At 70.5% G+C, this 18,633-nt stretch carries 13 protein-coding genes; all 13 read left to right on the top strand.

All coding sequences use genetic code 11. The features are described from left to right. Positions 1 to 230 precede the first annotated feature (230 nt). Positions 231 to 1,706 carry an FAD-dependent monooxygenase gene (locus tag ABZZ79_RS36680; RefSeq protein WP_356696498.1) on the top strand — a complete coding sequence of 492 codons (1,476 nt, stop codon included), beginning with the start codon at positions 231 to 233 and terminating at the stop codon, positions 1,704 to 1,706. A gap of 331 nt (positions 1,707 to 2,037) precedes the next feature. Continuing rightward, complete coding sequence (locus ABZZ79_RS36685; protein ID WP_356696500.1) at positions 2,038 to 3,798, top strand: ubiquinol-cytochrome c reductase cytochrome b subunit; 1,761 nt, start codon at positions 2,038 to 2,040, stop codon at positions 3,796 to 3,798. 463 nt (positions 3,799 to 4,261) lie between these two features. Next, positions 4,262 to 4,618, top strand: a complete 357-nt coding sequence (locus tag ABZZ79_RS36690; protein ID WP_356696502.1) for a DUF3099 domain-containing protein — start codon at positions 4,262 to 4,264, stop codon at positions 4,616 to 4,618. A 380-nt stretch (positions 4,619 to 4,998) separates the two neighbouring features. Next, complete coding sequence (locus tag ABZZ79_RS36695) at positions 4,999 to 6,066, top strand: type III polyketide synthase (protein WP_356696504.1); 1,068 nt, start codon at positions 4,999 to 5,001, stop codon at positions 6,064 to 6,066. A 31-nt stretch (positions 6,067 to 6,097) separates the two neighbouring features. Next, positions 6,098 to 6,655, top strand: coding sequence for a cupin domain-containing protein (locus ABZZ79_RS36700; protein WP_356696506.1), 558 nt, complete (start codon positions 6,098 to 6,100; stop codon positions 6,653 to 6,655). A gap of 5 nt (positions 6,656 to 6,660) precedes the next feature. Beyond that, the gene (locus tag ABZZ79_RS36705; protein ID WP_356696508.1) at positions 6,661 to 7,818 is read left to right on the top strand and encodes a DegT/DnrJ/EryC1/StrS family aminotransferase; all 1,158 of its coding nucleotides are present in this window, start codon (positions 6,661 to 6,663) and stop codon (positions 7,816 to 7,818) included. Next, positions 7,815 to 8,810: a class I SAM-dependent methyltransferase gene (locus ABZZ79_RS36710; protein ID WP_356696510.1), complete on the top strand. Its 996-nt coding sequence runs from the start codon at positions 7,815 to 7,817 to the stop codon at positions 8,808 to 8,810. Before ABZZ79_RS36705 ends, ABZZ79_RS36710 begins: the two co-directional genes overlap by 4 nt. Before the next feature lie 447 nt (positions 8,811 to 9,257). Then, positions 9,258 to 10,844 carry a class I adenylate-forming enzyme family protein gene (locus ABZZ79_RS36715; RefSeq protein ID WP_356696512.1) on the top strand — a complete coding sequence of 529 codons (1,587 nt, stop codon included), beginning with the start codon at positions 9,258 to 9,260 and terminating at the stop codon, positions 10,842 to 10,844. A 363-nt stretch (positions 10,845 to 11,207) separates the two neighbouring features. Continuing rightward, complete coding sequence (gene metK, locus ABZZ79_RS36720; protein ID WP_356696514.1) at positions 11,208 to 12,419, top strand: methionine adenosyltransferase; 1,212 nt, start codon at positions 11,208 to 11,210, stop codon at positions 12,417 to 12,419. Positions 12,420 to 12,680: 261 nt separating this feature from the next. Beyond that, a complete protein-coding gene (locus ABZZ79_RS36725; RefSeq protein WP_356696516.1) occupies positions 12,681 to 13,664 on the top strand; it encodes a carbohydrate kinase family protein in 984 nt (327 codons plus the stop codon). Beyond that, positions 13,661 to 17,164: a methionine synthase gene (metH, locus tag ABZZ79_RS36730; protein WP_356696518.1), complete on the top strand. Its 3,504-nt coding sequence runs from the start codon at positions 13,661 to 13,663 to the stop codon at positions 17,162 to 17,164. The genes ABZZ79_RS36725 and metH overlap by 4 nt, the downstream gene beginning before the upstream one ends. Then, positions 17,161 to 18,027 (top strand): methylenetetrahydrofolate reductase [NAD(P)H], encoded by an 867-nt coding sequence (gene metF, locus ABZZ79_RS36735; protein ID WP_356696520.1) that lies wholly within the window; start codon positions 17,161 to 17,163, stop codon positions 18,025 to 18,027. The genes metH and metF overlap by 4 nt, the downstream gene beginning before the upstream one ends. Beyond that, positions 18,017 to 18,633 (top strand): adenosylhomocysteinase (locus ABZZ79_RS36740; protein WP_356696522.1); only part of this gene is annotated, 617 nt, incomplete at its 3' end. The genes metF and ABZZ79_RS36740, both read left to right, overlap by 11 nt.

Below are 18,633 nucleotides of genomic sequence, written 5' to 3' on the forward strand. Positions count from 1 at the left end.
CGGAGCCGTGGCACCCACGGGCGGGGCGCGCCCCCGCCCCGCCACGCACCCCCGCTCAAGTCGCCCTCGCGTCCACCTGGAGCATGGCTCGAACTCCTGCCCCCCGCGGCGCAAACCCCGCGCTAATAGAGGGGGTTCCCCGCATGATGCAATCACAACGCACGGGGAGGGCAGGCGAGTTGAGTCTCGACGGACGAGTTCGCGACGGGGGCGGGGGCCACGGCCATGCCGTGGTCATCGGTTCGGGCATCGCCGGACTCACCGCGGCACGCGCCCTGGCCAACTTCATGGACCGGGTCACCGTGATCGAACGCGACTGGGTGCCGCGCGGACCCGGCCGACGCCGCGGCGTGCCCCAGGCCCGGCACACCCACACCCTCTCCACCGCCGCCCAGCACGGCCTGGAGCAGCTGTTTCCCGGCATAGGCAAGGACCTCACCGACGCCGGAGCCGACCGCATCCGCATGCCCCTGGACACCCTGCTGCTCGGCCCGGCCGGCTGGCTGCCCCGCTTCGACGCGGACCTGTCGGTGCTCAGTGCGAGCCGCGACCTCATCGACGCCCTCATACGCGACCGGCTGCGCGCCGACCCCACCGTGGGCTTCTTACCCGAGCACGAAGTCGTCGCCCTCCAGCCAGGCCCCCAGGACACCGTCACCGGCGTATGGGTACGCGAGCGGGACCGCAAGGCCCCCGACGGATGGTCCGCCCGCCGCCTGATCTCGGCCGACTTCGTGGTGGACGCCACCGGACGCGGCTCACACGCCCCCGAATGGCTCACCGAACTCGGCTACCAGCCGCCCAGGGAAACCGTGGCCACCTCCCGGACCACATACGCCACCGCCCTGCTCACCCCGCCCGTCGGACACTTCGCCGACTGGAAGAGCCTGCTGATCACGGCCTCCCCCGACCATCCCGGCCAGGGCGTACTGCACCCCGTCGAACGAGGCCGCTGGTCCGTCACCCTCTGCTCCACCGACGACAACCCCCCGCCCGCCGACCACAAGGCCCTGGTGCGCGCCGCGGGCGCCCTGCGCCACCCGCTGCTGCGCGAGGTCATCGAGTCCGCCACCCCCCTCGGCCCCGTCTACTCCTGCGGCCGCACCGAGAACCGCTGGCGCCACTACGAGGAACTGCGCCGCTGGCCCGACCAGTTCCTCGTCGTCGGCGACGCCCTCGCCGCCCTCGACCCCCTCCACGGCCAAGGCATGACGACCGCCGTGCAGTGCGCCCTCGTCCTGGACCACATGCTGGCCTCCCACGGCACGGCCATCGGCCTCGGCTACCGGCTGCGCCGCGCCCTCGCCCACCGGCTGGCCCCGGCCTGGCAGCTGAGCACTCACAACCTGACCGCCGCGGACGGCGAGACGGACCAGCTGGCCGGCCTGCGCGCCCGCATCGGCCGCCGGTACGCCGCCCGGGTCGCGGCCGCCGCCACCACCGACCGGCAGGCCGCCACCCTGCTCGTCGAACTCCTCCAGGGCGCCGCCCCGCCCGTCGCCGCACTGCGCCCGGCCGTCCTGCGCGCCGCCCTGCGCGGCACACGCGGCCGGGCCGCCGACTCCACCCCGCCCAGCTCGACGCACGGACCTGGCGCCCCGCGCCGCCGCGCCCTCACCCCGGAAGCACCCGCCCGCAAAGGCGCCCCCGGCAATCCGTACCCGGCCGCAGGCCGGACGGAGCGCAGCAATACCCTTCACCTATGACAGGAGTACATCAACTGGCCTCTACGGGCGCCAACTTGAGTGGCCTGTGGTTACGCCGGACTCGTAACGAGCCCGCGAGCCCGGCCCAGTTGAGCCCGAATAAGGACGACATGCACGCCGGCAACTCGCAACTCACTCAAGAATCACTAGAGTCGAGCCCCTTCTTAGGCTCGAATGCGGTTGTCGGGCCGCGTCGCGCGTCGCTAGCGTTTCAGCAGCTCCAGGGCACGGGCCCGCTTGCGCCGCGGCAGGCCGCCTCCTCCTTCGAGGGCCGTACGGCCACAGAGGGTGTGCCTGTGACATCCGAGCGGCGAGGGGAGGGCGTTCGGGTATGAGTACGACCGAAACGGCGCCGCCGGGGGCGCGCACCGAGGCGCCCAAGGGTGAGCGCCTCGCGGACTGGGCGGACGGGCGGCTCGGCATCTACCACTTCCGGTTCCTGGTCCGGAAGGTGTTCCCCGAGCACTGGTCCTTCATGTTCGGTGAGATCGCGCTCTACAGCTTCATCATGCTGCTGCTCACCGGGACCTGGCTCACCTTCTTCTTCGACCCAAGCATGTCCGAGACCGTCTACAACGGTTCGTACGAGCCGCTCCAGGGCATCCGGATGTCGCAGGCCTTCGCCTCGACCATGGACATCAGCTACGAGGTGCGCGGCGGTCTGCTGATCCGCCAGCTGCACCACTGGTCCGCGCTGGTCATGATCGGCGCGCTGATGCTGCACACCCTGCGGCACTTCCTCACCGGCTCGTTCCGCAAGCCGCGCGAGGCCAACTGGGTCTTCGGCTTCACCATGCTGATCCTGGTGACCCTCGAAGGCTTCCTCGGATACTCGCTCCCGGACGACCTGCTCTCCGGCACCGGTCTGCGCATCGCCTCGGGCGTCACGCTCGCCATCCCGCTGGTCGGAACGTACCTCCACATGTTCCTGTTCGGCGGCGAATTCCCGGGCACCGACATCGTGCCCCGGCTCTACCCGCTGCACATCCTGCTGCTTCCGGCGCTGGTGTTCATCCTGCTCACCGTGCACCTGATCCTGGTCTTCTACCACAAGCACACCCAGTTCCGGGGCCCGGCCCGCACCGAGCAGAACGTCGTCGGCCAGCCCCTGTTCCCGCACTACACGGCCAAGGCGGGCGGCTTCTTCTTCCTCATCACCGGCGTCCTGGCGCTGCTGGCGGGCATCGCCCAGATCAACCCCGTGTGGAAGTACGGCCCCTACCGCGCCGACCAGATCTCGCAGGGCTCCCAGCCCGACTGGTACATGGGCTTCCTCGAAGGCGCGCTGCGTGCCATGCCGCCATGGGAGTTCACCGTCTGGGGCGGCTACACCGTCAACATGGGCGTCCTCGTCCCGGCCGTCATCCTGCCCACCGTGATGATGGTCGTGTTCGGCGCGTGGCCGTTCCTGGAGGCCTGGGTCACCGGTGACAGGGAAGAGCGCCACCTGCTCGACCGGCCGCGCGACCACCCCACACGCACCGCCTTCGCCATGTCCTTCGTGGCCCTGTACCTGGTGCTGTTCTTCGGCGGCGCCAACGACATCCTCGCCGAACGCTTCAGTCTCTCCCTGAACACGATCACCTGGTCGATCCGCATCGGCATCTTCCTGGTGCCCGCGCTGGCGTACGTCGTCACCCGCCGGATCTGCCTGGGACTGCAGCGCCGCGACCGCGACAAGCTCCTGCACGGCCGCGAGACCGGCATGATCCGCAGGCTGCCGCACGGCGAGTTCATCGAGGTGCACGAGCGCCTGGACCGCGGCACGGAGTACGCGCTGCTGGACCGGAAGGCCTACAAGCCGCTGCCGGCGCCGCGGACGGAGAGCAGCAACGGCGCCCCGAACCCGAAGGTCCGCACGCAGGTGCTGCGCTACAAGCTCAGCCGCTGGCTGTACGGCAACCAGATCGAGAAGCCGACGGTCGAGGAGATGCGCGAGGCCCTGGAGCACTTCGAGCACTCGGCCAACGGCCACGGCTCGCTCAACGGCCACGGCTCGGCCAACGGCCACGGCTCGCTCAACGGCCACAAGGTGACGGCCGCTGTGCCGGGCGCCCGCCAGGAGCGGGAGCCGGACCAGGAAGCGCACTGACCCGACGGCACTTCGCTGAAGGGCGGGCCGAAGGCGGCGCGGGTGATCAGGGGACGGTCACCCGCGCCGCCGCTTTTCCCCAGGCTCAGTCGCCTACCCGCACCGCCGTCACCGCCCCCGATCGCCCAGCCCGAACGCCCACCCCGACCACCGCCCACCGACCACCGCCGACCGTCACCGAGACCGGCCCGCCGCCCGCTGACTTCCGCCCCCGCCCGCCAAGCGCCGCCTGCCGGCCCCATTCGCTGCCCACCGTCGCCGAACCGGCCCTCCATGGCGAAATCACCCGCCACCTCCTGGCTCCCGCCGCGGTCACCGACCCACGACCGCCGCCCGCCGCCCCGCGCACCCGTCGGCGTCCTCCGCGTTTCCGTACCGTCCGCCGCCGATCCGAACCGCCAGCTCGAACCGCCGCCCTGTCCGGTAGTCCCGGCGCCCACGCCGGAGAGTCCACGGAGGCCCGATGAGTGCAACCCCCTGGCGCCGGGATGTCCCCCGGGCCGAGTCCATCACCCGGGCGCGTACCGGTCTGACGCAGGATCTGCGCGGCCGCCAGCGCCGGTACATCGCGGCCATGGTGATCCGCACCGTCTGTGTGGTCGTCATGGCCGCCACCTGGAGCCGCTGGCCCGTCGTCGCGGTCACTGCCCTGATCGGCGCGGCGCTCATCCCGTACCTCGCCGTGGTGGCCGCCCAGGCCGGCTGGCGTCAGCAGCGCGGCACCCGCCCGGTGTTGGTGCCGGTGCGGACGGAGTCCGCCCCTCGCGTGGTGCTCGAGCCCACGAAGATTCTGCCGCCGGAGCGCAACACGGCTGCCTGACAAGGGATTTCGGCCCGCACCCGACCACGCCGGGCGTGAGCCAGGTCACTTCGATGCACCCTTGGCGGGGCGACACCAGGCGTGTCACTATTTCCGCACGCCTTCCCTGCCCAAAAACCGCCGTGTCCGGCGGTGGGCCTCTCGCTCGCAGGATGCCGAGCGATCGCGTGCCAGTCATCTCGTAGCAGGGTTCTGCGTACAGGTTCCCGCACGGCGTCGAGCCGACCGCCCTGGCATGCCGTGCCTCTACCCCGACACCACGATGCACCCCGTGGGGCCGTCGTCCGCGACCGCCCCACGGGGTGCATCGTCATGCGCCGGGAGTGCGCGAAAGGCAGCTCTTCACCCGCTGGCAGACTCTACAGAAAGTGGAATCCAGAATGCCCAAGCTCTGCAAGCCCGCGGTGCACGCGCCGGAACACATCATCACGATGGAAGAGACTCTGGAGTTCGCCGAGCGAGTCCACGCTGGAAAGCCGCAGCTCCCGCTGGCGCTGCGCCTGATCCGCAACACCGGAGTGCAGAAGCGGCACCTCGTGCAGCCCATCGACCAGACCCTCCAGCACCCGGGTCTGACCGAGCGCAACCGCATCTACGAGGTCGAGTCCAAGAAGCGGACCCCCGCGGTCATCGAAGAGGCGCTGAAGAACGCCGACGTGGCGGCCCGCGACATCGACGCCATCATCTACGTGTCGTGCACCGGCTTCCTGATGCCGTCGCTGACCGCCTGGCTCATCAACAAGATGGGCCTGCGCTCCGACACCCGTCAGATCCCGATCGCCCAGCTGGGCTGCGCGGCGGGCGGCGCGGCGATCAACCGTGCCCACGACTTCTGCATGGCCCACCCCGGCAGCAACGTGCTGATCGTGTCCTGCGAGCTGTGCTCGCTGTGCTACCAGCCGTCCGCCGACGACATCGGCTCCCTGCTGTCCGACGGCCTGTTCGGCGACGCCGTCGCGGCCGCCGTGGTGCGCGGCATCGGCGGCACCGGCATCGAGCTGGAGCGCAACGCCTCGTACCTCATCCCGGACACCGAGGACTGGATCTCCTACGCCGTCAAGGACACCGGCTTCCACTTCCAGCTGGACCGCCGCGTGCCCGGCACCATGGAGCCGCTCGCCCCGGTGCTGCGCGAGCTGGCCAAGGACCACAGCTGGGACGCCGGCAAGCTCGACTTCTACATCATCCACGCCGGTGGTCCGCGCATCCTCGACGACCTCGCGAAGTTCCTCGAGGTCGACCGCACCGTCTTCCGGCACAGCTGGTCGACCCTGACCGAGTACGGGAACATCGCCAGCGCCGTCGTGCTGGAGGCCGCCCGCCGCCTCTTCGAGGAGGAGCCCCCGGAGCCCGGCGCCACCGGCATCATCGCCGGCTTCGGCCCCGGCATCACCGCCGAGATGGCGCTCGGCACCTGGGCGGCCGACCCCTCGCGCACCATCGCCTGACCCGCGCCCAAGGACAAAGGAAGCGAAGCAGATGACCGACCTCATTGTCCCGGCGGGCGCGGGGCGCAAGCTGGTCACCCCGGCGCAGGAGGTGACGTTCAAGGCCACCAAGGAGATGGGCTCCTCCGTGTCGATCTTCGAGGTGGTCGTGCCGCCCGGCTTCGACGTCGGCGCGCATGTGCACGGCGAAGCCGAGGAGTTCTTCTACGTCCTGGACGGCGAGCTGGACCTGATGGCCTTCGAGCCGGTCGAGCGCACGAAGGACAACTGGCACAACTGGCAGTCCCCCAAGGGCGACCGCGTGATCCGCGCGGGCGAGGGCAGCGCCATGTTCGTCCCGCCCGGCACCCCGCACGCGTTCCGCAACGCCACCGACAAACCGGTGCGAATGCTCTTCCAGTGCTTCCCCTCACCCGTCCACGAGGACTACTTCGAGGAGATCGCGGAGATCTGGTCGCGGGGCAAGGCGGTCGACGCCGCGGCCGTGGAGGAGATGCGCCGGCGCTACGACGTCGAGCAGCTCACCCCGCTTCGCTACGAACCGCCCGTCCACCTTCCCTCCCAGTCGGCAACAGAGCGTGGAGCGTGAGCACCATGGACAAGATCCCCCTCGTCTACGCGAGCCTGGGAGAGAAGGAACTGGCCGCCGTCGCCGAGGTGTTCTCCTCCGGCTGGCCGGCCGGCCAGGGCCCCCAGGGCAAGGCCCTGGAAGCCCAGCTGAAGGAGCGCTACGGCGCAGGTGACGCGGTCGCCGTGAGCAACTGCGGCGCAGCCCTCCACCTGGCGATGCTCGCGTTCGGCGTCAAGCCGGGCGACGAGGTCATCGTCGCCGACTACACCTTCCCCGCCCCCGCCCACGCCGTGCGCTACGTCGGCGGCACCCCGGTCTTCGCCGACGTACGCCCCGACACCGGCACCATCGACCCCGAGGCCGTGGCCGCGCTGGTCACCCCGCGCACCGTCGGCATCATCGCCGTCGACACCCTCGGCCTGCCCGCCGACTACACCGAACTCCAGCAGATCGCCGACCGCCACGGCCTGTTCGTCGTCGAGGACGCCGCCTGCGCCGTCGGCGCGACCTACAAGGGCCGCGAGGCCGGCGCGCTGGCCGAGGTGGCCTGCCTGTCCTTCCACGGCCGCAAGGGCGCCACCAGCGGTGAGGGCGGCGCCCTGATCGCCGCCGACCCCGCCATCGGCGCGGACGCCCGCCAGCGCTCCTCCTTCGGCATCGGCAGCATCTACGACCAGGCACAGGTCATCGACATGCCGATCCCGGAGTTCACCGAGATCGGCTACAACTTCAAGCTCTCCGACATCGCCGCGGCGATCCTCCAGGTGCAGCTCGGCCGCATCGGGGAACTGCTGGACCGCCGCCGCGCCGTCGCCGCACGCTACGCCGAGCTCCTCGCCGACGAGGAGCTCCTGACGACGCCGTACGTACCGGCCGACCGCACCCACGCCTGGCAGTCCTACCTGGTCACACTGGACCCCCGCGTCAACCGCGCGGGCGTCGCCGCCGACCTGCGCGCACAGGGCATCGGCTGCCTGCACGGCACCTGGGCCAGCCACCTGCAGCCCGCGTTCGACGCCAAGCAGAACTGCCCGGTCTCCGCCGACCTGTTCCGGCGCAACCTCGGCATCCCCATGCACGCCGAGCTGACCATGAGCCAGGTCGAGCGGGTCGTCGAGGTGCTGCGCACCGCGGTGCGCGCCAACGCCAAGCCCACCGGAGCCCTGAAGGGGGCGTCATGACGAACAACCAGCCCGCGCCGGACGGCGTGATGCGGCTGATCAACGGCTACTGGAACACCGGCGTCATCGGTGCGGCGGCCACCCACTCCGTCTTCACCCACATGGAGAACGGCGCGGGCACGGCCGCCGAGGTGGCCACCCGGGCCGGCATCTCCGAGCGGGGCGCACAGGCCCTGCTCGACGGCCTGGTCAGCATCGGCCTGGTGACCCTCGACGAGGGCCGCTACAGCAACACCCCCGAGGCGTCCGCCTACCTGGTCGACGGCAAGCCCGCCTCCCTGGCCGGCTTCGCCAAGCTCAAGCTGAGCCACACGGGCAGCGTGATCGACCTGCCGGAGGTCGTCCGCATCGGAGAGCCGCTCAAGCCCCCGGAGACGGAGAAGGCCGACAACCCGCACTGGGAGGACATCGTCCCGGCCATCGCCGCGGTGTCGGTTCCCGCCGCCAACGCCGGTGTCGAGGCGCTCGGCATCGCCGAGGCCGGCGAGATCTCGATCCTCGACGTCGGCGGCGGCTCGGGCGTCTACTCCTCGATCTGGCTGAACGCCAACCCGGCCGCGCGCGCGGACCAGCTCGACTGGGAGCCGATCAACGCCATCGCCCGCCGCCTGGTGGGGGAGCAGGGTGTCGGGGACCGCTTCACCACGCTCAACGGCGACTTCCACAACACCGACTTCGGCATCGAGCAGTACGACATCGCGGTGTACTCCCACATCGCCCACCAGGAGAGCGCGGAGAGCAACATCGAGGTCTTCACCCGGCTCCGCAAGGCCCTCAAGCCCGGCGGTGCCCTGGTGGTCGCCGACTACATCGTCGAGGACGACCGCAGCGCCCCCGCCTTCCCGCTGCTGTTCGCCCTGGAGATGCTGCTCAAGAGCAAGATCGGCGGCACCTGGCGTCATTCCGACTACCGCGACTGGCTCCTCAAGGCGGGCTTCGAGGACGTCACGTTCCACAACGCGCCGCCCGCCACGATGGTCATCGCCCGCTGAACAGTCGCTGAACAGCGATTCAGTCCGCTGTCATCGCTGATTCCAGCAGATCCTCCACCCGCTCATCGACGAGGTCTCCCGGCTGCTGGGAGTGCCGTCGCCGTATCGCTGGGGGAAGTCCGCCAGGGCTTCCCCCAGCGGGGTTCAGCGGCATCGGCTCCGCAGCCGTCGGCGGCCTCGACAAGACCCGCTGCGGCTGGGTCGAGCGACGGCAGGCCGTCGTGCACTACCGCCGCAACGAGACGAAGTACAGCGCGGTGAACGCGGCCCTGCTCGCGGTCGCCGCATTCGTGGCCAGGGGCCGCTTCGGTCCGCACTCCTTCTGACGCGAGCCCGGTCGACGCCACAGGCCCCTAGCCAAGGCGCCTGCGGCGCGTGTCCCCGCATCCCGCACGGAGCCGGCGACCGCCCGAACGTTCATCGCTCATCACTAAGGAGACAGCCCAGATGAAAGGCTCAGTGGCCTACCGCTCGATACAGAAGCGCGGGCTTCACATCGGCCTGCTGCCGGAGATGGCCGCCGCGGTCAACCCGTCGACGCCGATCACCCTGGACCACGACCTGGACGTCCTTCCCGAGGCCGGACGGCACCTGACGGTGGCGCAGTACGCCGAGTACGTCGACGACCTGGCGGCCCGCCTGTGGGCGGCCGGAGTCCGGCCCGACGAGCGCGTCGTCCTGTTCAAGACCGCCAACGCCGATCACTGGATGCTCGCCGCCGCAGTCTCCCGCATCGGCGGCGTCGTGGTGAACCTGTCGCCCGCCCTGGACGCCGAGACCGTCGCCGTCCTGCTGGAGCGCCTCGACCAGCCGACCCTGCTCACCGACGGCACCAAGCTCGACCTCCTCGCCGACGTGCCGCTGGCCGGCCTCACCCGACGGGTGATCACCTCGGCCGACCACCGGCCGGGCTCCGTCTCGCTCACCGAGCTGGCTGGTTCGCCCCGCGTCAAGCCGGTCGTGCGGCCCATCGACGAGGCCGCCGTCATCACCCACACCTCCGGCACTACCGGCATCCCCAAGCTCGTCGTGCACACCGCCCGCACCCAGGGCATCCGGCTCCTCCCGCAGTGGCGGCTGCTGTCGCTGATGCGCAAGAAGGAGACCGTCGCCATCAACGTGCCGTTCGTGCACTCGCGGATGGTCGCGGCGATGTCCCTGGCGCTGCTGAAGGAGTACCCGGTCCTGCTGATGCGCGAGACGGGCCCCGCCGAGGTCGCCGAGCAGTTCATCAAGCACCGGCCGGCCTTCATCGAGGCGCTGCCCAACTCCTTCATGGAATGGGAGGAGCTGGCCGACGACCCGCGCTCCCCGTTCGGGTCGGTGAAGGTCTTCAGCAGCACCTTCGACGCCATCCACCCCGGCACGATGAGCAGGCTGCTCAAGGCGTCCGACCGCCGAGGCGCCCTGTTCTTCCAGATCTACGGGCAGAGCGAGGTCGGCCCCGCCGTCGGCCGCGCCTACTTCCGCAACTCCGCCCACAAGGCCAACGGCCGCTGCGTCGGCTGGGCCATGCCCAACGGCGCCGCGCGCATCCGCGTCGTGAGCCGGGACGGACACACCCCGTCCGAGACGAACCCCGGCTACATCGAGGTCGCCTGGGACGGCATCGCCAAGACCTACCTGGGCGAGCAGGACCGCTACGACACCAACCGCAGCGGCGAATGGTGGCGCACCGGGGACGTCGGCTACCGCACCAGGTTCGGCTGCCTGCACATGCTCGACCGCGAGGTCGACATGATCCCCGGGGTGCGCAGCTCCCTGGAGATCGAGGACGTCGTACTGAGCAAGCTGAGCGAGCTGACCGAACTCGTCGTCGTGCCGGGCCCGAACTCCGAGGCGCTCCCGGTCATCTGCACCGTCGACGACAAGCCGCTGGACCGCAACCGCTGGCGCGCCGCCGTCGTCGAGTTCCCCCAGCTCACCGAGCCCGTCCAGATCCCGCAGGCCGAGCTGCCCAGAACCGCCACGCTCAAGGTGCAGCGCCTCGCGCTGGCCCGACGGTTCGAAGAGCAGCTGCGGGAACCGGTGTGAACAGTGACCGGACCCGCCGAGATCCGGCCTGACGTCATTGCCGCCCAGGCAGCCCTGAGCGTCCGGCAGCCCTGAGCGTCCGGCAGCCCTGAGCGTCCGGCAGCCCTGAGGTCAGGCAGCCCTGAGCTCAAGGCAGTCCTGAGCGCGACGAAGACCGCCTGACAGACCGGTCCCGGGACCACTCCCGGAGCTTCCGCCGTGACCGTCGCCGGGCGGGCAGTGCCTTGAGACCGGCAAGGCACTGCCCGCCCGCCCGCCAACAGGAACTGCCGCTCACGCCACAGACCGAGGGCCGCCCGGGCCGTCAACCGCCGGCGCGTTGCACCGTACTCAAGTGCCCACCCATCACCGCCTTGGAGAATCATGTCCCGCCGCCTGTTCACCTCGGAGTCCGTGACCGAGGGGCACCCCGACAAGATCGCCGACCAGATCAGCGACGCCATCCTCGACGAGCTGCTGCGTCAGGACCCCACCTCGCGCGTCGCCGTCGAGACTCTGATCACCACCGGTCAGGTGCACATCGCCGGCGAGGTCACCACCAGCGCGTACGCCGACATCGCCAGCATCGTGCGGCAGAAGGTCCTGGAGATCGGCTACGACTCCTCGGCCAAGGGCTTCGACGGCGCCTCCTGCGGCGTCTCGGTGTCCATCGGCGCCCAGTCCCCCGACATCGCGCAGGGCGTCGACACGGCGTACGAGTCCCGGGTCGAGGGCGAGGACGACGAGCTCGACAAGCAGGGCGCCGGCGACCAGGGCCTGATGTTCGGCTACGCCTGCGACGAGACCCCCGCGCTCATGCCGCTGCCGATCGACCTGGCCCACCGCCTCTCGCGCCGCCTGACCGAGATCCGCAAGGACGGCACCGCCCCCTACCTGCGCCCCGACGGCAAGACCCAGGTCACCATCGAGTACCTGGGCAGCCGCCCGGTCCGCCTGGACACCGTCGTGGTCTCCTCGCAGCACGCCAGCGACATCGACCTCGACTCGCTGCTCGCCGCCGACATCCGCGAGCACGTCGTCGAGTACGTCCTCGCCCAGCTCGCCGACGAGGGCATCAAGCTGGAGGCCGACGACTACCGTCTGCTGGTCAACCCGACCGGCCGCTTCGAGATCGGCGGCCCGATGGGCGACGCCGGCCTGACCGGCCGCAAGATCATCATCGACACCTACGGCGGCATGGCCCGCCACGGCGGCGGCGCCTTCTCCGGCAAGGACCCGTCCAAGGTCGACCGCTCCGCCGCCTACGCCATGCGCTGGGTCGCCAAGAACATCGTCGCCGCGGGCCTCGCCTCGCGCTGCGAGGTCCAGGTCGCCTACGCGATCGGCAAGGCCGAGCCCGTCGGCCTGTTCGTCGAGACCTTCGGCACCAACACCGTCGCCGTCTCGAAGATCGAGGAGGCCATCGGCGAGGTCTTCGACCTGCGCCCGGCCGCGATCATCCGCGACCTCGACCTGCTGCGCCCGATCTACTCCCAGACCGCCGCCTACGGCCACTTCGGCCGCGAGCTGCCCGACTTCACCTGGGAGCGCACCGACCGCGCCGACGCCCTGCGCAAGGCGGCGGGCGAGGGCTGACGAGCGCCGCCGGGGCGACACCCCGGCGGCTCGAACCGGCGGGGAGCGGCCACCCGTCCCCCGTGCCGCCGCTCCCCACGGACCGCCCGCCCCTGGGGCCTGCCTGACACATTCCCGCCTGCCGCGCGTGGTCTCACACGCACTCCCCCCTTGGAGGGGGCACCCCCAGCCGCGTTGCCGAACCGTTCCTGTCAGGCAGGCCCCAGTCGTCATGCCCGACCCCGGCAGAACGTTCCGCCTGAGGTTCAAGGAGCACTTCCTGTGCGTATCGTCGTGACCGGCTCGATAGCCACCGACCATCTGATGGTGTTCCCCGGACGCTTCTCCGAGCAGCTGATCAAGGAACAGCTGGAGCGGGTCTCCCTGTCGTTCCTCGCTGACCGGCTTGAAGTGCACCGAGGCGGGGTCGCCGCCAATATCTCCTTCGGCCTCGGCATGCTGGGCCTCGACCCGGTCCTGGCCGGCGCGGCGGGCCGGGACTTCTCCGAGTACGACGCCTGGCTGCGGGCACACGGCGTCGACACGTCCGTGGTGCGGGTCAGCGAGACCCTGCACACCGCGCGCTTCGTGTGCACCACCGACCAGGACCAGAACCAGATCGCCACCTTCTACGCCGGAGCCATGGCCGAAGCCCCCCGCATCGACCTGGCCGAGATCACCGAGCGCGTCGGCGGCGCCTCGCTCGTCCTGGTCGGCGCCGACGACCCCGCCGCCATGCTGCGGCACACCGAAACGGCCCACCGCCTCGGCATCCCCGTCGCCGCCGACCCCTCCCAGCAGCTCGCCCGCCTCGACCGCGAGCAGGCCCGCCGGCTCGTCGACGGCGCCCGCTGGCTGTTCACCAACGAGTACGAGGCCGCCCTCCTCCAGGAGCGCACCGGCTGGGGCGAGCAGGACCTCCTCGACCGCGTAGGCACCTGGATCACCACGCTCGGCCCCGGCGGCGTGGCGCTGGCCCGCTCCGGCGAGGACCGACTGCACGTGCCGGCCGTACCCACCGACAAGGTCGCCGACCCCACGGGCGCGGGCGACGCGTTCCGCGCGGGCTTCCTGGCCGGCCTCGCCTGGCAGCTGACCGACGAGCAGGCCGCCCAGCTCGGCTGCGTCCTGGCCACCACCGTCCTCGAATCGGTCGGCACCCAGGAGTACAAGCTGCTCGCCTCCGACCTTCTCGCCCGCCTCGACACCACGTACGGCCACCAGGTGGCCCGTACCGTCGCACCGCATCTCGAGGGTGTGTCATGAGCGCCGCACCGCGCGAGCGGGTCGCCGCGCTGCGGGAGGCCCTCGCCACCCGCGTGGTCGTCGCCGACGGCGCCATGGGCACGATGCTCCAGGAGCAGGACCCCACCCTGGAGGACTTCCAGCAGCTCGAAGGCTGCAACGAGGTCCTCAACGTCACCCGCCCCGACATCGTGCGCTCCGTCCACGAGGCGTACTTCGACGCCGGCGTGGACATGGTCGAGACCAACACCTTCGGCGCCAACGCCACGGCGATGGCCGAGTACGAGATCACCGAACGCGTCATCGAGCTGTCGGAGTCCGGCGCCCGCATCGCCCGCGAGGTGGCCGACGAGTTCACCGCCCGCACCGGACAGCAGCGCTGGGTGCTCGGCTCCATGGGCCCGGGCACCAAGCTGCCCACCCTCGGCCACATCTCCTACGCCGTCATCCGCGACGGCTACCAGCAGAACGCCGAAGGCCTGATCGCCGGCGGCGCGGACGCCCTGATCGTGGAGACCTCCCAGGACCTGCTGCAGACCAAGGCGGCCGTGATCGGCGCCCGCAGAGCCCTGGAGGCGACCGGCAGCGACCTGCCGCTGCTGGTGTCGCTGGCCTTCGAGACCACCGGCGTGATGCTGGTCGGCTCCGAGATCGGCGCCGCGCTGACCGCGCTGGAGCCGCTCGGCATCGACATGATCGGCCTGAACTGCTCCACGGGCCCGGCCGAGATGAACGAGCACCTGCGCTACCTCGCCCGCCACTCGCGCATTCCGCTGCTGTGCATGCCCAACGCGGGCCTGCCCGTCCTCACCAAGGACGGCGCGCACTTCCCGCTGGGCCCCGAAGGCCTGGCCGACGCGCAGCAGGACTTCGTCCGCGACTACGGCCTGTCCCTGATCGGCGGCTGCTGCGGCACCACCCCCGACCATCTGCGGGCGGTCGTGGAGCGGGTGCGCGACCTGACCCCGGCCGAGCGCACGCCGCAGCCGGAGCCGGGCGCCGCGTCGCTGTACCAGACGGTCCCGTTCCGTCAGGACACCTCGTACCTGGCCATCGGCGAGCGTACGAACGCCAACGGGTCGAAGAAGTTCCGAGAGGCCATGCTGGAGGGCAGGTGGGACGACTGTGTGGAGATGGCGCGGGATCAGATCCGCGAGGGCGCGCACATGCTGGACCTGTGCGTCGACTATGTCGGGCGGGACGGCGTCGCCGACATGGCGGAGCTGGCCGGCCGATTCGCCACTGCCTCCACGCTGCCCATAGTCCTGGACTCCACTGAGGTCGAGGTGATCCGGGCCGGCCTGGAGAAACTCGGCGGCCGCGCGGTGATCAACTCGGTGAACTACGAGGACGGCGACGGCCCCGAGTCCCGCTTCGCCAAGGTCACCCGCCTGGCGCAGGAGCACGGGGCGGCGCTGATCGCCCTGACCATCGACGAGGAGGGCCAGGCCCGCACCGTCGAGAAGAAGGTCGAGATCGCCGAGCGGCTCATCGACGACCTCACCGGCAACTACGGCATCCGCGAGGAGGACATCCTCGTCGACTGCCTGACCTTCACGATCTGCACCGGTCAGGAAGAGTCCCGCAAGGACGGCATCGCCACCATCGAGGCGATCCGCGAACTCAAGCGCCGCCACCCGGACGTGCAGACCACGCTGGGCCTGTCGAACATCTCGTTCGGCCTCAACCCGGCCGCCCGCCTGGTGCTGAACTCCGTCTTCCTCGACGAATGCGTCAGGGCGGGCCTGGACTCGGCGATCGTGCACGCCTCCAAGATCCTGCCGATCGCGCGGCTGGAGGAGGAACAGGTCCAGGTCGCCCTCGACCTGATCCACGACCGCCGCAGCGAGGGCTACGACCCGCTGCAAAAGCTCATGGCCCTGTTCGAGGGCGCCACCACCAAGTCCCTCAAGGCGGGCCGCGCCGAGGAACTGGCCGCCCTGCCCCTGGACGAGCGGCTCCAGCGGCGCATCATCGACGGCGAGAAGAACGGCCTGGAGGCCGACCTCGACGAGGCCCTGCGGGACACCCCCGCCCTCGACATCGTCAACAACACCCTGCTCGAGGGCATGAAGGTCGTCGGTGAACTGTTCGGCTCCGGCCAGATGCAGCTGCCGTTCGTGCTCCAGTCCGCCGAGGTCATGAAGACCGCGGTCGCCCACCTGGAGCCCCACATGGAGAAGTCCGACGCGGAGGGCAAGGGCACCATCGTGCTCGCCACCGTCCGCGGCGACGTCCACGACATCGGCAAGAACCTCGTCGACATCATCCTGTCCAACAACGGCTACAACGTCGTCAACATCGGCATCAAGCAGCCGGTCTCCGCGATCCTTGAGGCGGCCGAACAGCACAAGGCCGACGTCATCGGCATGTCGGGTCTCCTGGTGAAATCCACCGTGATCATGAAGGAGAACCTGGAGGAGCTCAACGCCCGCGGCCTCGCCACCCGGTACCCGGTGATCCTCGGCGGCGCCGCCCTCACCCGCGCCTACGTCGAGCAGGACCTGCACGAGATCTACGAGGGCGAGGTCCGCTACGCCCGCGACGCCTTCGAGGGCCTGCGCCTGATGGACGCCCTCATCGGCGTCAAGCGCGGAGTGCCCGGAGCCAAGCTGCCCGAGCTCAAGCAGCGCCGCGTCAAGAAGACCGCCGGCCTCCTCGTCGAGGAGCGCCCCGCCGAGGGCCACACCCGCTCGGACGTGGCCACCGACAACCAGGTGCCCACACCGCCCTTCTGGGGCACCCGCGTGATCAAGGGCATCCCGCTCAAGGAGTACGCCTCCTGGCTCGACGAAGGCGCCCTGTTCAAGGGCCAGTGGGGCCTGAAGCAGACCCGCAAGGGCGACGGACCGACCTACGAGGAACTCGTCGAGACCGAGGGCAGGCCCCGGCTGCGCGGCTGGCTGGACCGCCTGCAGACCGACAACCTCCTGGAAGCGGCCGTCGTCCACGGCTACTTCCCCTGCGTGTCCAAGGGCGACGACCTGATCATCCTGGACGAGCGGGGCAGCGAACGCACCCGCTTCACCTTCCCGCGCCAGAGCCGCGGCCGGCACCTGTGCCTGGCCGACTTCTTCCGCCCGGAGGAGTCCGGCGCAGTGGACGTGGTCGGCCTCCAGGTCGTCACCGTCGGCTCACGCATCGGCGAGGTCACCGCCGAGCTGTTCGAGGCCAACTCCTACCGCGACTACCTCGAACTGCACGGCCTGTCCGTGCAGCTCGCCGAGGCACTCGCCGAGTACTGGCACGCCCGCGTCCGCGGCGAACTCGGCATCTCCAGCGACGACCCCAACAACCTCGACGGCATGCTCCGCACCGAGTACCAGGGCTGCCGCTACTCACTCGGCTACCCCGCCTGCCCCGACCTGGAGGACCGCGCCAAGATCGCCGACCTCCTCCGGCCCGAGCGCATCGGCGTCCACCTCTCCGAGGAGTTCCAGCTGCACCCCGAGCAGTCCACCGACGCCATCGTCGTCCACCACCCCGAGGCCAACTACTTCAACGCCGGAGGCCGGTCATGACGACGTTCTCCTTCGAGTTCTTCCCGCCGAAGACGGCCAAGGGAGAGCGCACCCTGTGGGAGGCAATCCGCCGCATCGAACCGCTCAGGCCGGACTTCGTGTCCGTCACCTACGGCGCGGGCGGATCGTCCAGGGAACACACCGTGGAGGTCACCCGGCGCATCGCCGCCCAGACCACCCTGCGCCCCGTCGCCCACCTCACCGCGGTCGGCCACTCGGTCGCCGAGCTGCGCCAGATCATCGGCCACTACGCGGACGCCGGCATCCGCGACGTCCTGGTGCTGCGCGGCGACCCGCCGGGCGACCCCAAGGGCCCCTGGACAGCACACCCCCAGGGCTTCCGGAACGCCTACGAACTCGTCGAACTGGTCCGCTCACTGGGCGACTTCAGGATCGGCGTGGCCGCCTTCCCGGAACGCCACCCCCGCTCACCCGACTGGGACACCGACATCCGGCACTTCATCGCCAAGTGCCGCGCGGGCGCCGACTACGCCATCACGCAGATGTTCTTCCGCGTGGAGGACTACCTGCGGCTGCGCGACCGGGTCGCGGCCGCCGGCTGCGACATCCCGATCATCCCCGAGATCATGCCCGCCACCGATCACAAGCAGATCGCCCGCTTCGCCGAACTGTCCGACGCCGCGTTCCCGGCCGCCCTCGCGGACCGCCTCTACGCGGCCCGCGACAACGCCCTCGACGGGTACCGCGTCGGCGTCGAGTACGCCACCGAGATGGCCGAGCACCTCCTCGCCGAAGGCGCGCCCGGCCTGCACTACATCACGCTCAACAGGTCCACGGCGGCCCTGGACATCCACCGCAACGTACTGGCCTCTCCGAGTGCAAGGATCCTCAATGCCTGCTGAGTTCACCGATTTCAAGGTCGCCGACCTGTCCCTGGCCGAGTTCGGCCGCAAGGAGATCACCCTCGCCGAGCACGAGATGCCGGGCCTGATGGCGATCCGCGAGGAGTACGCCGAGACGCAGCCGCTGGCCGGCGCCCGCATCACCGGTTCCCTGCACATGACCGTGCAGACCGCCGTCCTCATCGAGACCCTGGTCGCGCTGGGCGCCGAGGTCCGCTGGGTGTCCTGCAACATCTTCTCCACCCAGGACCACGCCGCCGCCGCGATCGCCGCCGCCGGCATCCCGGTCTTCGCCTGGAAGGGCGAGACCCTGGAGGAGTACTGGTGGTGCACCGAGCAGGCGCTGACCTGGCCCGGCCACGACGGCCCCAACATGATCCTGGACGACGGCGGTGACGCCACCCTCCTGGTCCACAAGGGCGTCGAGTACCAGAAGACCGGCGAGCTGCCCGCCGCCGAGAACGAGGAACTGGCCGTCGTACGGGCCCTGCTGGAGAACAGCCCCCTCGACTGGACCCAGCTGGCGTCGGAGATCCGTGGTGTGACGGAGGAGACCACGACGGGTGTGCACCGTCTGTACGAGATGCAGCGGGACGGGGTTCTGCT

Origin of the sequence: Streptomyces sp. NPDC006458 (assembly GCF_040612135.1) — a bacterium.
Classification (GTDB): domain Bacteria; phylum Actinomycetota; class Actinomycetes; order Streptomycetales; family Streptomycetaceae; genus Streptomyces.

Bases quoted from the DNA above. Each gene is read 5' to 3' on its own strand.
- ABZZ79_RS36685 (WP_356696500.1), top strand. From the start codon at position 2,038: ATGAGTACGACCGAAACGGCGCCGCCGGGGGCGCGCACCGAGGCGCCC.
- metK (WP_356696514.1), top strand. From the start codon at position 11,208: ATGTCCCGCCGCCTGTTCACCTCGGAGTCCGTGACCGAGGGGCACCCC.
- ABZZ79_RS36715 (WP_356696512.1), top strand. From the start codon at position 9,258: ATGAAAGGCTCAGTGGCCTACCGCTCGATACAGAAGCGCGGGCTTCAC.
- ABZZ79_RS36705 (WP_356696508.1), top strand. From the start codon at position 6,661: ATGGACAAGATCCCCCTCGTCTACGCGAGCCTGGGAGAGAAGGAACTG.
- metH (WP_356696518.1), top strand. From the start codon at position 13,661: ATGAGCGCCGCACCGCGCGAGCGGGTCGCCGCGCTGCGGGAGGCCCTC.
- metF (WP_356696520.1), top strand. From the start codon at position 17,161: ATGACGACGTTCTCCTTCGAGTTCTTCCCGCCGAAGACGGCCAAGGGA.
- ABZZ79_RS36700 (WP_356696506.1), top strand. From the start codon at position 6,098: ATGACCGACCTCATTGTCCCGGCGGGCGCGGGGCGCAAGCTGGTCACC.
- ABZZ79_RS36695 (WP_356696504.1), top strand. From the start codon at position 4,999: ATGCCCAAGCTCTGCAAGCCCGCGGTGCACGCGCCGGAACACATCATC.
- ABZZ79_RS36690 (WP_356696502.1), top strand. From the start codon at position 4,262: ATGAGTGCAACCCCCTGGCGCCGGGATGTCCCCCGGGCCGAGTCCATC.
- ABZZ79_RS36710 (WP_356696510.1), top strand. From the start codon at position 7,815: ATGACGAACAACCAGCCCGCGCCGGACGGCGTGATGCGGCTGATCAAC.